12 protein-coding genes are annotated in these 14,211 nt (G+C 71.7%); 4 read left to right on the forward strand and 8 right to left on the reverse strand.

Annotation, left to right across the window (positions count from 1 at the left end):
• The first annotated feature begins 12 nt into the window (after nt 1-12).
• Together OKJ99_RS24900 and OKJ99_RS24905 are read left to right on the forward strand one after the other, a co-directional pair.
• Entirely contained in the window at nt 13-711 is a 699-nt protein-coding gene (locus OKJ99_RS24900) for a ThuA domain-containing protein (protein ID WP_326019645.1), read from the forward strand.
• Nucleotides 696-1,808, forward strand: a complete 1,113-nt coding sequence (locus OKJ99_RS24905) for a Gfo/Idh/MocA family protein (RefSeq protein ID WP_326019647.1) — start codon at nt 696-698, stop codon at nt 1,806-1,808. The genes OKJ99_RS24900 and OKJ99_RS24905 overlap by 16 nt, the downstream gene beginning before the upstream one ends.
• Nucleotides 1,809-1,824: 16 nt before the next feature.
• On the opposite strand, the gene OKJ99_RS24910 is transcribed toward OKJ99_RS24905, so the two are convergent.
• The 7 genes from OKJ99_RS24910 to OKJ99_RS24935 all read right to left on the reverse strand — a co-directional run bounded on the left by OKJ99_RS24910 (nt 1,825) and on the right by OKJ99_RS24935 (nt 8,652).
• Nucleotides 1,825-2,934, reverse strand: coding sequence for an LLM class flavin-dependent oxidoreductase (locus OKJ99_RS24910; RefSeq protein ID WP_326019649.1), 1,110 nt, complete (start codon nt 2,932-2,934; stop codon nt 1,825-1,827).
• On the reverse strand, nt 2,931-3,761 hold the full coding sequence (locus tag OKJ99_RS24915) for a TauD/TfdA dioxygenase family protein (RefSeq protein WP_326019650.1): 831 nt from the start codon (nt 3,759-3,761) through the stop codon (nt 2,931-2,933). Before OKJ99_RS24915 ends, OKJ99_RS24910 begins: the two co-directional genes overlap by 4 nt.
• Before the next feature lie 235 nt (nt 3,762-3,996).
• On the reverse strand, nt 3,997-5,196 hold the full coding sequence (locus OKJ99_RS24920; RefSeq protein ID WP_326019651.1) for an SfnB family sulfur acquisition oxidoreductase: 1,200 nt from the start codon (nt 5,194-5,196) through the stop codon (nt 3,997-3,999).
• Entirely contained in the window at nt 5,193-5,750 is a 558-nt protein-coding gene (gene ssuE, locus OKJ99_RS24925; RefSeq protein ID WP_326019652.1) for an NADPH-dependent FMN reductase, read from the reverse strand. The genes OKJ99_RS24920 and ssuE overlap by 4 nt, the downstream gene beginning before the upstream one ends.
• 64 nt (nt 5,751-5,814) lie before the next feature.
• Nucleotides 5,815-6,948: a dimethylsulfone monooxygenase SfnG gene (gene sfnG / locus OKJ99_RS24930; RefSeq protein ID WP_326019653.1), complete on the reverse strand. Its 1,134-nt coding sequence runs from the start codon at nt 6,946-6,948 to the stop codon at nt 5,815-5,817.
• Between the two features lie 218 nt (nt 6,949-7,166).
• A complete protein-coding gene (locus OKJ99_RS43790; protein WP_407700759.1) occupies nt 7,167-7,247 on the reverse strand; it encodes a putative leader peptide in 81 nt (26 codons plus the stop codon).
• A 103-nt stretch (nt 7,248-7,350) separates the two neighbouring features.
• Nucleotides 7,351-8,652 carry a sulfite oxidase gene (locus tag OKJ99_RS24935; protein ID WP_326019655.1) on the reverse strand — a complete coding sequence of 434 codons (1,302 nt, stop codon included), beginning with the start codon at nt 8,650-8,652 and terminating at the stop codon, nt 7,351-7,353.
• Between the two features lie 402 nt (nt 8,653-9,054).
• On the opposite strand from OKJ99_RS24935, the gene OKJ99_RS24940 reads away from it, so the two are divergent.
• Complete coding sequence (locus OKJ99_RS24940) at nt 9,055-10,272, forward strand: FAD-dependent monooxygenase (protein ID WP_326019657.1); 1,218 nt, start codon at nt 9,055-9,057, stop codon at nt 10,270-10,272.
• Between the two features lie 427 nt (nt 10,273-10,699).
• Here the strand turns inward: OKJ99_RS24940 and OKJ99_RS24945 are convergent, their stop codons facing one another.
• The gene (locus OKJ99_RS24945) at nt 10,700-12,811 is read right to left on the reverse strand and encodes an ATP-binding protein (protein WP_326019658.1); all 2,112 of its coding nucleotides are present in this window, start codon (nt 12,809-12,811) and stop codon (nt 10,700-10,702) included.
• Nucleotides 12,812-13,080: 269 nt separating this feature from the next.
• Between OKJ99_RS24945 and OKJ99_RS24950 the strand changes: the two genes are divergently transcribed.
• Nucleotides 13,081-14,202 carry a PP2C family protein-serine/threonine phosphatase gene (locus OKJ99_RS24950; protein WP_326019660.1) on the forward strand — a complete coding sequence of 374 codons (1,122 nt, stop codon included), beginning with the start codon at nt 13,081-13,083 and terminating at the stop codon, nt 14,200-14,202.
• The last annotated feature ends 9 nt before the right edge of the window (nt 14,203-14,211 follow it).

The following is a 14,211-nucleotide window of genomic DNA, read 5'->3' on the forward strand; positions in this document are numbered from 1 at the left end:
GCAAGGAGATCTGTGACCACCGCCAAGAAGGCACTCGTCGTACGCGGCGGCTGGGACGGGCACCAACCCGTCCAAGCCACCGACCTGTTCATCCCGCACCTCAAGGAGAACGGCTACGAGGTACGCGTCGAGGACTCGCCCAAGGTCTACGCGGACGCCGCGTACATGGCCGGGGTGGACCTGGTGATGCAGTGCATGACGATGTCCACGATCGAGCGGGAGGAGTTCGCGGGGCTGCGCGCGGCCGTCGAGAACGGGACCGGGCTCGCCGGATGGCACGGCGGGATCGCCGACTCCTACCGGAACACCGCGGACTATCTGCACCTCATCGGCGGCCAGTTCGCCTGCCACCCCGGCAAGCACCCCGATGAGCGCAAGGGCGAGCAGGCGGACAACTACGTCCCGTACACGGTGAACATGCTCCCGGCCGCGGCCGCACACCCCATCACGGAGGGCATCGAGGACTTCGACCTCGTCACCGAGCAGTACTGGGTCCTCGCGGACGACTACATCGACGTGCTCGCCACCACCACGCAGAAGATCCGCGCCTGGGACCCCTGGCACCGGGAGGTCACCTCGCCTGCGATCTGGACGCGGAGCTGGGGCAAGGGCCGCATCTTCGTGTGCACACCGGGCCACCACGTCGAGGACCTCGAGCACCCGAGCGTGCGCACCATCGTCGAAAGGGGCCTGCTGTGGGCAAGCCGTTGAACGTCGGCATCGTCGGCTGCGGGACGATCGTGGGCCAGTACCTGGCCAGTCTGCGCAGGCTGGCGGACGTCGAGCTGGTCGCCGTGGCCGACCTGGACGCGGACAGGGCGCGCGCCGTCGCGAAGGAGTGGGACGGGGACGTACGCGCGGTCAGCGTCGACGAGTTGCTCGCCGCGGAGTACGTGGACCTCGTCCTCAACCTGACCATCCCCGCCGCGCACGCCGAGATAGCCCTCAAGGCGATCGCGGCCGGCAAGCACGTGTACGGCGAGAAGCCCCTCGCGGCCACCACGGACGCGGCCCGCCAGGTGCTGGAGGCCGCACGACAGGCAGGCGTGCGCGTCGCAGGGGCCCCTGACACGGTGCTCGGCACCGGCATCCAGACCGCGCGCAAGGCCATCGACGACGACCTCATCGGCCGACCCGTCGCCGCGACGGCGACGATGGTGACACCGGGCCACGAACGCTGGCACCCCGACCCGGACTTCTACTACGCGCCGGGCGGCGGCCCGCTCCTCGACATGGGCCCGTACTACATCACGGCCCTGATCACCCTCCTCGGACCGGTCACCTCGGTGATCGGGGCCGCGAGCCACCCCCGCTCCGAGCGGGAGATCGGCAGCGGCCCGCGGGCGGGCGAGCGGGTTCCCGTCGAGGTCGACACCCATGTCACGGGGGTCCTCGTCCACGAGTCCGGTGCGCTGTCGACGCTCGTGGTGAGCTTCGACGCGGTCGCGACACACTCCTCGAACATCGAGGTCCACGGGCCGCGGGGGTCCCTGTCCGTTCCCGACCCGAACCACTTCGACGGCGACACCCGTCTCTTCCGCCTCGGCGCCGACGCATGGGAGACCCTCCCGGTCTCCGCCGGTTACCTCGACTCCGGCCGCGGCTACGGGATCGCCGACCTGGCCGCCACGCCCCCGACGCACGAGCCACGTGCGTCGGGCACGCTGGCGTACCACGTCCTTGATGTCATGGAGTCGCTGCTCGGCTCAGCGGCGAGCGGCGCCTCCGTCACGGTCTCCAGCCGCGCCACCCGTCCGACGGCGGTGCCGCTCACGGACCTCTCGCGTACGGGCGTGGGAGCGCCCTAGCGGGAACCGACCGGGGTCAGACGCGCACGGACTCCACGGCCTCCTCGGGCTCCTCGACGACCGGTGGCACCGGGAGCACGGGCTCCCAGGCGAACGGGGGGTCGGGGAGTTCGTGACGCAGCACCGAGGCGACCTCGGACTGGAACAGGGTGAGGGAGGAGCGGTGCTGAGTGTCCGTCAGTCCGCTGCCGTCCGCGTGCAGGTGCAGCACCGAGTGCCCGAACTGCTCGTGGTAGCGGTGCACCTTCTCGATGACCTGTTGCGGGCTGCCGATCAGGGCGGAGCTGCGCTCGACGAAGTCCTCCACGGTCTCGAAGACCACCGGGAGGCCGAACTGCCGCTGGAACGCCAGCGTCGACTCGAAGATCGGCCGGTAGATCTTGAGTGCCTCCTGGGAGGTGCGGGCCACGAACAGCCCGGCCGTACCGGCGCCGACGGCGATCTTCGCCGGGTCGTGGCCGTAGTGCTCCCAGCGGTCGCGGTAGTGGCGGATCAGCTCGGCGTACGGCTCGATCGGGTTGGTGACGTTCGCCGAGAACAGCGGGTCGCCGTAGCGGGCGGCGAGGTCCACCGACTCCTTGCTGGTGGCGCTGCCGTGCCAGACCCGGACGGGTTGCTGGTAGGGCCGCGGCCACACCTCGGCGTCCGTCAGCGGCGGGCGGAAGCGGGTCGCCGCGGTGACCTTGTCCTGCCTCCAGAGCTTGCGGAACACCTCGTAGCTCTCGGCGTTGCGGTCCCACTGGTCCTCGGGCGTGACCTGGAACAGCTCGCGCTGGGCGGTCCCGTTGCCCTTGCCGATGATGAGGTCGAGGCGGCCGTCGGAGAGGTGGTCGAGCGTGGCGTAGTCCTCGTAGGCGCGCACGGGGTCCAGGAGGCTGAGCGTGGTCACCGCGGTGAAGAGGCGGATGCGTCTGGTCAGCGCGGCGATGTGGCTGAGCACGACGGTCGGCGAGGAGGAGATGAACGGCCGCTCGTGCCGCTCCCCCACACCGAACCCGTCGAACCCCAACTCCTCGGCGAGCACCGCGTGGTCGAGCACCTCGCGGAACCGGTGGTGGGTCGACTTCTGGATGCCGGTGACCGGGTCAGGGCGGTGGGTGATCAGGGTGATGGCGAGGAACTTCACGAGGCGACCCGCTCGGCGGCGGGCTGCCGCACCGGCTCCGCCCCGATGACCTTGCGGTAGACGCGGGAGCCGTCTCCGTAGTCGTCCACGGCGTAGTGCCAGGTGGCCCGGTTGTCCCAGAGCACGAAGTCACCGGGGTTCCAGCCGAAGCGGATGGTGTAGTCGGGCGACGAGGCGTGCCGGAGCAGGTGGTCGAGCAGCACCTTCCCCTCCTGCGCGGTGACGCCGGTCAGGCGCAGCGCGGAGGTGCTGATGAACAAGCCCTTGCGGCCCGTCTCCGGGTGGGTCAGGACGACCGGGTGCTCGACGGTGTCCTCGACCCGCTCGCGCTTGCTGCCCTGCGCGTAGTTCCCCGCGTCGGCGTCGTAGACCGCGGCGACCGATTCGAGCAGTGCCTTGAACGGTTCGGACAGGTCGTCGTACGCCGCCTGGAGGTCGGCCCACAGGGTGTGGCCGCCGAGCGCGGGCACGGACTCATAGGTCAGTGACTCGATCGCGAAGACCGGCTGCCGCCACAGTCCGCCGATGTGCCAGGTGCTGGCCTTACCGGTGTGCCGCACGTCGTACGGGTAGACCAGCGGATGGTCGGTGTGCCGCACCGCGGTGGGGTGGTCGAAGGGCTCGGCGAAGAGGCGTACCGCTTCGACGTGCTGCTCCGGGGTGAGGTGCTGGCCGCGGAAGACCAGTACCTTGTGCTCCCGGAACGCCCGCCGCAGCGCTTCGGCGGTCTCCTCGTCGACTCCGGCGGTCAGGTCGACGCCGGTCACCTCGGCGCCGAACCGCGGTCCTGCCCGCCGGATTTCATGGCTCGTGACGGTGGTGGTCATGGCTGTCCCCTCTCAGTGCTGCCGTACGGGAATGACGCGCGGAGAGCCGCCTCACACTTCTGGTGCGGGGCGACGTCAGGAGCGTCGACACGCGGAGGCGGCGACGAGCGCCAGGTCCACGTACAACCTGCGGTACAGCGTTGCGGGGGTCATCTCTCCATGTGTAGCAGGAAGTTGAGGGATGGATCATTGCGGCCGCGTGAAATTCGTCGGGGAACGCGGCCGGGGTCGCCCGTTACAGCAGGCCGTGCCGGGGCGGACGGGTGCCGGCCAGTACGTAGCGGCCGATGTGCTGGACCTTCCAGCGGGCCGGATCGTGCAGCGTGTGGGTGCGGGCGTCGCGCCAATGTCGGTGCAGATTGAGGGAGTTGAGGGCCGAGCGGGTGCCGGAGACCTCGAAGAGGGCGTCGGCGGTATCCACGGCGGTCTCGGCCGCCGTCACCTTGGCCGCGGCCACCGCGATCGAGGCCTCGGCCGCCGTGTCGTCGGTCAGGTCGGCGCGGGCGGCGTCCACGGACCGGGCAGCGGCGGCGAGCAGCGCGTCGGCGGCCCGCACCCGGATGGCCAGTTCGCCGAATCGCTGGATCAGCAGCGGATCCTCGGCGGCGGTCGCGTGTCCCTCCTCGACGCTCTCGAACCAGGGGCGGCTCTTGGTGCGGACGAATTCCACCGCCTCCCCCAACGCACCGGAGGCGATCCCGGCGTCGATGGCGGCGTGCAGCAACTGGGCGACAGCGCCGTGCAGTTGGGGTCCCTGGAACGTGAGATGGTGCGGCACGACCCGGTCGGCGGGTACGGACACCGACTCCAGGCGGACGGTTCCGCTGGCGGTGGTGCGCTGCCCCATGCCGTCCCAGTCGTCCACCACCGTGAGACCGGGTGCGTCCCGCGGTACGTACGCCACGTGCAGGGTGTCGTCGTCGGCGCGGGCGAGGACGGGGATCCAGTGGGCGAACAGGGCGCCGGTGGAGTAGTGCTTGACGCCGTCGAGGACGTACGTGTCGTCCGGCCGTCGCGCGAGCCGGGTGCGGATGTCCTGCACGTGCAGTGTGCCCGCCTCGGACTGGGCGTTGCCGAACCGCTTCCCGCGCAGCACCTCGCCGAAGAAGAACTCCTGCTGCTCCCGCGTGCCCTGCCGGCGCAGCACGTTGATGTACACGAAGTGGCTCTGCGGGATCTGCGCCAGGCTGGCGTCGGCGGCGGCAAGCAGCCGGAAGATCTCGGCGAGCGTCTCGGTGCGGACGTCCGCGCCGCCGAACTCCCGGGGCACCGTCACACCGAGCAGCCCGGAGGCCGACAGCCGTTCCAGCTCCGCGCGCGGGAGCCTGCGCAACGTGTCCCGCTCGGCGGCGTCCTTACGGAAGTCCGCCGCGAGTTCGGCGGCGACGGCCAAGGCCGCGGCGTCGTCGGCGATCACGCTCACGGCGGCGCTCATCCGGTGGCCGCCAGCAGCGTCGTGCGGCCACCGAGCGCGGCGGAGAACTGGTCGGTGACCTGGGCCAGGGCCTCCGCCGAGCCGGGCGCGACGGTCACCGTGCCGTCGTCGCCCACCGTGATGTCCTTGTCGAGCGTGAACCAGCCGGGCGTGATGTGGGCCGGCCCCATGGAGGCGAGGACCGGGCGCAGGGCGTAGTCGATCGCCAGCACATGGGCGTGGGAGCCGCCGGTGGCCAGGGGGAGCACCGTCTTTCCGGCCAGCGCGTACTGCGGAAGCAGGTCGAGGAGCGACTTCAGCAGCCCGGAGTAGGCGGCCTTGTACACCGGCGTGCCGACCACGACTCCGTCCGCCCGCTCGAACAGTGCGGTGGCCTCGACGATCGCGGGATGCCGGAAGTCGGCGTGGAGCAGGGCCTCGGCCGGGATCGTGCGCACATCGAGCGGGATCACCTCGTGCCCCTGGCCGGTGAGCCGGGCGTCCAGCTCACGCAGGAGACGGCCGGTACGGGAGGTGGGGGACGGACTTCCGGAGACGGACAGGACGGTGGCCATGGGGCCTTCCTTCTGGGATCGGGACGCCTGCGACGGGGCCGAGGGACGGGCGGACGGCGGGTGGTCAGGCGCGGGCCGGGACGGACTCGGCGTCCGTGTCGGCGGCCTGCGCCTCCAGCTCACGTACGAGGGGCAACACGCGCTTGCCGAAATACTCCACCTCTTCCTTGTAGTGCAGGAAGCCGAGCAGGAGGAGGTCGACGCCGAGCCTCTTGTAGGCGACGATGCGCTCGGCGATCTGCTCGGGGGTGCCGATCAGTCCCGTACGGAAGCCGTCGTTGTACTGGACGAGGTCATCGAAGCTGGAGTCCTGCCACATGCCCTTGCCGTCCGCGCTGGAGCGGCCGGCCTGCTGGACGGCGTCGCGGAACCCGTGGACGGCCTCGGTGTCCGCGTTGGCGACGATCTCGCGGAGCGTCTCGCGGGCCTCGGCCTCGGTGTCGCGGGCGATGAGGAAGCCGTTGAGCCCGAACTTCGGTGGCCTGCGGCCGACTTGAGCGGCGGAGGCGCGGACGTCGTTGATCTGCTCGGTGACTCCGTCGAAGTCCTTACCGTTGCTGAAGTACCAGTCGGAGACACGGCCCGCCATGGCGCGGGCGGCGGTGGAGTTGCCGCCCTGGAAGATCTCCGGGTTCGGTCGCTCGGGAGTGTTCAGCGGCTTGGGCTTGAGGGAGAAGTCACGCACCCGGTAGAAGTCACCGGCGAGTTCAACGTGGTCCTCGGTCCAGATGTCGCGCAGGGCGCGGATGAACTCCTCCGCGCGGCGGTAGCGCTCGTCGTGCTCCAGCCAGGGTTCGCCCAGGGCGGTGAACTCGCCCTTGAACCAACCGGACACGACGTTGACGGCGAAGCGGCCGTTCGACAAGTGGTCGGCGGTGGCGCCGAGTTTGGCGAGGACGCCCGGGTGCCACAGGCCGGGGTGAACGGCGGCGATGACCTTGAGCCGCTGGGTGGCCAGCAGCAGGGCGAGGCTGAAGCTGGTCGACTCGTGCTGGAACTCGGCGCCGTAACTGGCCATGTAGCGGACCTGGCTGAGGGCGTACTCGAAGCCGTTGTTCTCGGCGAGCACGGCCAGTTCGCGGTTGTACTCGTAGCCCCAGTCGGTGCGCTGCTCGATGGTGCTGGTGACGAGGCCGCCACTCACGTTCGGGACCCAGTAGGCGAAGCGGACGGGGTCGGTCCCCGGGGGTACGGACATGGAGATCTCCTGGCGAAAGTGCGCACGGAAATGGGCACGTGCGGCATCAGGGAAAAAGGTTCAGGGGCGCGCATTGGTGCGCGCATTGGGGCGCACGGGAGCGACGTTCCCGGGAAGGGGCGGGAGCGGCTGCGGCCGGCCGCGATCAGGACGGACAGCGGCCGGAGGTGTGCTCCGCTGGGGCGCGTTCAGCTGGTGTGCGTTCAGCTGGGGTGCGCTCAGACCCGACAGCGACAGCAGGAGCTGGAGACACGCGCGAGATCGACGTGGCGCCGCTGCGTGAGGTCCTGTCGCTTCATGTCTTCGATCAAAGCAGCGGGAAGTCCGGCCGGTCAACAGTGCACGGACCCGATTCCACATGCTGAACCCGGCACGGACCGGTCGGCACTCCCCTGGCCGCCGTCACACCACCGTCACCGGGTGCCTCACCACCGCGTCGAAGAAGTACCCCTGCGTGTTGGGCGCCGCGACGTCCGGCTGGCTGCGGCCCGCGGTGTCGGTGGCACGGGCCAGCACATGGGTGGCGCCGGAGGTGTCGGGCCTCCAGGGCACGGACCAGCGGGTCCACGTGCCGGCGCGGGGCCGGTCGTGCAGCCGGGCCGGTCGCCAGCTCGCCCCGCCGTCGGTACTGACGTCGACCCGTGCGACGGCGCCCGCGCCCGACCAGGACCGGCCGTGCAGCACCTGGTCCTCCCCCACGGGGAACCGGGCGCCGCTCGCCAGCTCGAAGGCGCTCTTGACCGTCTGCCGGGTCAGCGGCGCGCTGCCCTCCTGCGGGTGGCCGGGGCCGAACAGCCGGTAGAAGGTGGTGTTCCACGGTGAGAACAGCGGCTGCGCGGACACCTCGATGTCGCCGACCCACTTGATCGACGCGATCCCCACCCACGAGGGCACCAGCACCCGCACCGGATAACCGTGGTCGTACGGCAGCGGCTCACCGTTCATCTCGTACGCGAGCAGGACGTCGTCCAGCGCCTTGGCCAGCGGCAGCGGGCGGCGCACCCGGCCGAGGTTCTCCCCGTCGCTGATGTACTCGGCGTCAAGGCCGCGCGGCTGCACGTCGACGGCGTGCGACGTCAGCCCCGCCTTCCGTAGTACGTCACCCAGGCGCACCCCGCGCCATCGGGCGACGCCGACGGCGCCCAGCGTCCACGCGGTGCCGGTCACCGTCTCACCCTGCTGGGACGTGTAATAGCTGCGCCCGTTCCCGGCGCACTCGACGAACGCGGTCCGGGTGACGGCGGGCAGGGCGCGCAGGTCGTCGTAGCCGAACTCCACCGGCCTGTCCTCGCCGTGCGCGCCCCGCAGCCCGCTGCCCCACAGCCGCAGCCGCCACTCGTGTGCGTCCAGGACGGGGGTGGCGGTGTGGTTGCGTACGAAGAACAGCTCGTTGGGGGTGTGGTGGCCGGTACCGCGCAGGGCCTCCCAGCGGGTCTCGGCGTTGGTGCCGCGTTGGATGAACCACTCGGGCGGCAGCGGCTTGACGATGGGCGCGTCCGCGGCGTGGGCCGCTCGCGGCGCGGGGAGCGCGGTGGCGGCGGCCGTGGCGGCGAGCAGGGTGAGCAGCTGCCTGCGGCTGACCCCGTCCGCGCGGGCGTCCCCGGCCAGCCACTGCCGCAGCCTGCGCCGGTCGTAGGCGGTTTCGTCGAGGCGGGGTGCGGGCTGGGGCTCGGAGGGGAACGAAGGCGCGGCGGATTCGGGCATGGCGGGTCCTCGTGATCAGCGGGGAGGGCGGAGGCGCGCGGGGCGTCCAGCGTCCGAGTCTGCGTAACCAATAGGGCGTGCGTATACGGCAGTTGAGCGCTGAACCGGGATGGCGAGTGGTCAGCCGGGAAACCGACACAGTGCGGCAGCGACGCGGACGAGGTCCACGGTGCGGCGACGTGTCAGGGGCTCCAGCGGTGGCATGGCGCGATGCAAGCACGTGGGGCGCGGGGTGTCAACGGCGCCACCTGTCACGCCGGTTGGGGCATCGGCAGCCCCGATCGGGGGCCCATGCCTCGGCGCGTCCCAGCCCCCGCACCCGCCGCGCTGACATCATGACGCCAGTACGTCACACCGGACCGGCGGCGTACGCAGGCAGAGGACGGACCACGGGGGCATGGAATGCGTGGCGGCAAGATCGCGGTCGTAGGTGGAAGCATCGCGGGGTGCGCGGCGGCGCTCGCGCTGCGGCGGGGCGGTGCGGACGAGGTCACCGTGTACGAGCGCGCGGCGGACCGGCTGGCCGACCGTGGCGTCGGGCTCGCCATGCACAACGCCCGTTACGCGGAGCTGGAGTCGGCCGGTTTCGTCGACGCGTCGATGCCGTGGCACCAGGTCGCCCGCCGTCGCTGGTTCGTGCGGGACGACGGCTCGGGGACGAACGGCCCGCTGGGGCGCGAGCTCGCGGTGATGCCGTTCCCGTTCCGCACCTACAACTGGGGTCCGCTGTGGCGGGAGTTGCGCCGTCGGGTGCCCGCGGCGGCCGACTTCCGGCACGGCTCGGCCGTCGAGGCGGTCGAGGTGACGCCCGAGGGCGCCGCGGTGCACGCGGACGGGCGCACCGACCGCTACGACGTGGTGGTCGGTGCGGACGGCTACCGGTCGGCGGTCCGCGCCGCCGTGCACCCCGACGTCCGGCCCGGGTATGCCGGGTATCTGGCCTGGCGCGGCGCCTACCCGGCGGAGCGGCTGCGCGATCCCGGCCTGTGGACCGAGGACGAGTGCGTGTACGTCGTCTTCCCGGGCGGACACCTGGTCACGTACCGCATCCCGGACGGCGCCACCGGCGGTCACCGGGTCAACTGGGTCCTGTACACGGCTCCACCGCCCGGCCTCGACCAGGGCCTGCGGACACCCACGACCGTGCCCCCGGGCACGGCGGGCGACGGGCTCCGCGCCCACCTCGCCTACGTAGCAGCCGAGTTGCTGCCCGACTACTGGGGCGACGTGGTGCGGGCGACGACCCACGACGAGCTGTTCCTGCAACCCCTCTACGACTTCACGGCGCCTCGCTACGCGGTGGACAGGGCACTGCTGATGGGAGACGCCGCCACGGTCGCCCGTCCGCACACCGGCGCGGGCGCGGTCAAGGCGTTGCAGGACGCCACCGCCCTGCACTCGGCGCTGACCTCGGCCGCCACCTGGCCCGAGGCCCTGTCCGCGTACGACGCCGACCGCGCGCCCACCGGCCGGGTCATGGTCGACCTGGGCCGCCGGCTCGGCCGGGGCCTGGTCCAGGAGACCCCGGACTGGCGGGCCCTCGACCAGGCGGGCCTGGACGCCTGGTGGCAACGGACGGACGGGGCGGGGGCGTTCGGCGGGCGGAGGCTCGGATCCTAGGTACGGGGCCGCCCGGACGCGCGGCTCACGGGTACGGCCATGTCCCTTGGCGCACACGGACAACGCGGGCGCGTACGTGAACACATTTCGGGCATGGGAACCGTGGCGACTGCCGCCGGGCAGAACCATCCGGCCGGATGCCGCCGGGCGTGGGGGAGGGAAGCTCCCCTTCCCTCCCCCACGCAGACGCCCTGCACGGGGCGGAGAGTGCGGGAGGCCGCTCCGCTCAGCGCGTGACAGGGCGTGAGCTGGAGCCGCCCAAGGTCGGCGATGCGGCCCCAGCGGCCCATGGTCTGCACAAAGGGGCCCGGGGACAGGGGGCCGTGGCGACGCATCCGCGACCGCCGCAACCGAACGTACAACCCTTACCCAGAGTTCGTCAGGTCTTCCATGAGACAAACCCATACCCAGCGGTCCGGTGGCCGGCTCACTCCAGGCTCAGGGCGTAGCCGATGCCGTCCTCGGCGCCGGCCTCTGCTCCCGTGCGATAGGCCGTCTCGTACGGGGCGTCGCCGAGGGTCTCGCGGAGCCGGTGTTCGCAGGCCTGGCGGGTTGTGAGGAACTCCTTCACTCCGGCCCGGTCCCGTCCGATGGAGAGCCAGACCCTGTCGGCCGTGCCGAGCAGCCCGGCGGCGCTCTCCGGGGCGGACGCGACGAGGATGGTGGCCAGGACGTCGAGACCGGCCGCGGCCCCGAAGGTGTCACGCAATTGCCACTTGAGGTCCAGTGAATCGCGGCCGTACCGAAGAGCCGCCGCCTGATCTCCCTTGGCCATCGCGGCCACCGCGAGGAAGTAGAGGGCGTGGCCTCGCGCCCATCGGTCGCCGTGGCGCTCACTCTCCTCACACATGAGGTCGGCGGCGGACACTGCCTGTTCGATCTCGCCCAACTGGAGATGCGCGTACGAGCTGATGGCGCGCGTCAGCAACCAGACGGCGAGGGCGCCGCCCCCGGCCGGTGGGCGGGATACCGATGAGGCGCACACGTCCAGGGTCCCGGCCGGGTCGCCTGTCATCAACAATCGGATGCCCCGGATGTAGCACAGGGCATCCACTGCCACCGGGGCGGCGAGCCGGTCCGCCAGCAGTGCGGACCGGTTCTCCAGCTCGACGGAGACCTCGAAGTCGCCCTGCATGTTGGCCACATGGCCGCAGGCCCACAACGCCCGGAAGAGCTCGGGCCCCTCGGGTGGCTTGCGCTCCTCGGCGAGGGCCCGGTCCAGATAGCCGCGCCCCTCACGCAGGAAGCCGCACCCGGTCCAGAAGAACCACAGGTCGCTCGCCATCTCCAGCGCCGGCAGCGGGTCCGGGTCGGCGAGGCAGCTTTCGAGCGCCGCCCGCAGGTTGGCGTGTTCGGCGGTGAGACGCGCGTACCAGGCGACCTGATCGGGGCCGACCCACTCGCGGTCACCAGTCCTGGCGAGCCGGCGGTAGTGGTCCCGATGGCGTTCGCGTACCGGCTGCTCCTCTCCGAGCCGGGCCAGCCAGTCCCGGCCGTACTCGCGGATCGTGTCCAGCATCGAATAGCGGGGCCCATGAGGCGTTTCCGTGCGCTGGAAGACGGACTGGTCGACGAGACGGTCGAGCAGCGCGGGCACCTGTCCGCTGCCGAGCGGTCCTCCGGCGCAGACCCACTGCGCCGCCTCCGGCTCGAAGCCGCCGACGAACGCCGAAGTGCGCGCCCACAGCAGCCGCTCCAGTGGCGTGCACAGCTCGTGGCTCCAGCCGACCGTGGTCCGCAGCGCCTGGTGCCGTGCGTCCCCCTGCCCGCGCCCGGCGATCGCTGCGTCGTTCTGTCTGGTCAGCACCTCGAAGCGGGTGTGCAGGCGGCGGCGGAGTTCGTCCAGGGGCATGTCGGGCAGGCGGGCGGCGGCCAGCTCGACGGCCAGGGGGATGCCGTCCAGACGTGCGCAGATCTCGGCGACCACGGTGCCGTCCCGCTCGGCGAGGGGCTTCCCGGGAGCGGCTTCGGTGGCGCGCTGCGTGAACAGCGTCTCCGCGTCGGCGGGCGCCGCACCGGGGCGCTCTCCCGCCGCGGTGACCGACAGCGGGGATACGGGCACCACCCACTCGCCCGGCGCCCGCAAGGGCCTCCTGCTGGTGGCCAGCACGTGCACCCCGGGGGCCCGCGCCAACAGAGTCTGCGTGAAGTCCGCGCAGCCGGCGGCGAGGTGCTCGCAGCAGTCGAGGATCAGCAGCAGCCGCTTGTCGGCCAGCCATTCCGTCACCACCTCGGCCGCGGGCCGGGTGGACTGGTCGACCAACCGGAGCACTTCATACACGGCGAGCGCGAGCGACTCCGCCCCTGTGAGGGGGTAGAGCTCGACGAGCCACACCCCGTCGGGGAACGCGGCCCGTGCCTCGGCTCCGGCCCGTCGCGCCAGACGGCTCTTGCCCACGCCGCCCGGCCCGGTCAGCGTCACCAGCCGATCGCTTGTCAACACCCGCGCCAGAGCGTCCAGTTCACTTCCGCGCCCGACGAATCCGGTCGTTTCGAGCGGCAGATTGCCCGCCGCCTCATCCTGACGAGAGCTTTCCATAGAGCCCCTCCCCCACCCGCTGCTCCGGTGTTCCGGACCGCCCGCCGACGATCACCGATCGCACCCGAGTCTCCTCCGTCGGCACCGTCCAGAACCCGGGATGCCATGAGCTGACCGGTTCTTCCGCCGGGGTGTGCACGTGGTCGTAGCACCTGGCCACTCCCGGCCATCTTCCACCGCGGTTCGATCAATCAGCCCAGTTCAGGGACGTGGTGGGGAATAGTTACCGTCCGCTGTCGTGGGTGTCCGGGGGAGGCAAGGAGCGGTTCATGGCCATGAGCAGGGGGTGGCGGGTGGCGGTGTCCCGTCGGCTCACGGGGAACCGACTCGCGCTGACCGCGGCGGTGGTGGGCAGCGCCCTTGTCGCCGCGCTCGACACCATGGCCGACGGCTGGACACCAGGAGCCGTCGCTCTGCTCATCGGCCCCTTGCTCGTCTGCGCCCACCTGGGGACGCGGCGCACGGCGGCGGTCGCCGCCTGGTCGCTGGTCCTCGCGCTCGGCGCGGCCGCCACACACCAGCGCGTCGCACCACCCGACTTCGCGGCGCAGTTCCTGGCCCTGCTGGCGGGCAGCGCGCTCGCCGTCCGCAATGCCGCCCGGCACACGGCCGTGGCGCTGGCGCTGGCGCGGACCACAGAGGTGGCGCGCGTGTCCCAGAGGGCGCTTCTGCGGCCGGTGTCCGTGCAGTTCGGCGGAGTCACCGTCCGTACCCGGCATCACTGCCCCATACCGGGTTCATCAACGGGTGGGGACCTGTACGACATCGTGCACACGCCGTACGGGGCACGTCTGCTCATCGGAGACGTGCGCGGCCACGGCCTGGACGCCCTGGGAACCGCCGCGGCGACCATCGGGGCCTTCCGGGATCTGGCCTACCTCACGCCCGCACTCGGCGACCTGGCCGAGGCGCTGGACGCGCGCATCTCCCCGGACCTGGGGCCGGAGGACTTCGTCACCGCCATCTTCGCCGAGTTCGCTCCCGGTGAGGTCCGTCTCGTCAACTGCGGGCACCCCGCCCCCGTACGGCTGGGAAAGCAGATCAGGCTGCTGGAACCGCCCGAGTGCGCGCTCCCCCTGGGCCTGCACCCCACGCCCCGGCCGCACCGCGTGTTCCTGCAGAACGGCGATCGGCTGCTGTTCTACACGGACGGCCTGACCGAGGCCCGGGACGCCAACGGCACCGTCTTCCCGCTGCTCGACCAGGTCGGCGACGCACTGGCCGCGCCGGCTCCCTCCGACGCCCTCGACGCGCTCTACGACCGGGTGACGGCGCACGCGGACGGCCCGCTGACCGACGACCTCGCCCTCGTTCTGTGCCAGCTGAACGAGCAACCCCTCGGGAGCCGTTCCGCTCCGCGCACACCCTCGACACCGCACAAGGCCACCTGACGGCCCGCG

The organism is Streptomyces endophyticus, assembly GCF_035798155.1.
Classification (GTDB): Bacteria; Actinomycetota; Actinomycetes; order Streptomycetales; family Streptomycetaceae; genus Streptomyces; species Streptomyces endophyticus.

Excerpts from the sequence above, each read along its gene's own strand:
- sfnG (WP_326019653.1), bottom strand. The coding sequence starts at position 6,948 with ATGTCCGTACCCCCGGGGACCGACCCCGTCCGCTTCGCCTACTGGGTC.
- OKJ99_RS24915 (WP_326019650.1), bottom strand. The coding sequence starts at position 3,761 with ATGACCACCACCGTCACGAGCCATGAAATCCGGCGGGCAGGACCGCGG.
- OKJ99_RS24920 (WP_326019651.1), bottom strand. The coding sequence starts at position 5,196 with ATGAGCGCCGCCGTGAGCGTGATCGCCGACGACGCCGCGGCCTTGGCC.
- ssuE (WP_326019652.1), bottom strand. The coding sequence starts at position 5,750 with ATGGCCACCGTCCTGTCCGTCTCCGGAAGTCCGTCCCCCACCTCCCGT.
- OKJ99_RS24940 (WP_326019657.1), top strand. The coding sequence starts at position 9,055 with ATGCGTGGCGGCAAGATCGCGGTCGTAGGTGGAAGCATCGCGGGGTGC.
- OKJ99_RS24935 (WP_326019655.1), bottom strand. The coding sequence starts at position 8,652 with ATGCCCGAATCCGCCGCGCCTTCGTTCCCCTCCGAGCCCCAGCCCGCA.
- OKJ99_RS43790 (WP_407700759.1), bottom strand. The coding sequence starts at position 7,247 with ATGAAGCGACAGGACCTCACGCAGCGGCGCCACGTCGATCTCGCGCGT.
- OKJ99_RS24945 (WP_326019658.1), bottom strand. The coding sequence starts at position 12,811 with ATGGAAAGCTCTCGTCAGGATGAGGCGGCGGGCAATCTGCCGCTCGAA.
- OKJ99_RS24950 (WP_326019660.1), top strand. The coding sequence starts at position 13,081 with ATGGCCATGAGCAGGGGGTGGCGGGTGGCGGTGTCCCGTCGGCTCACG.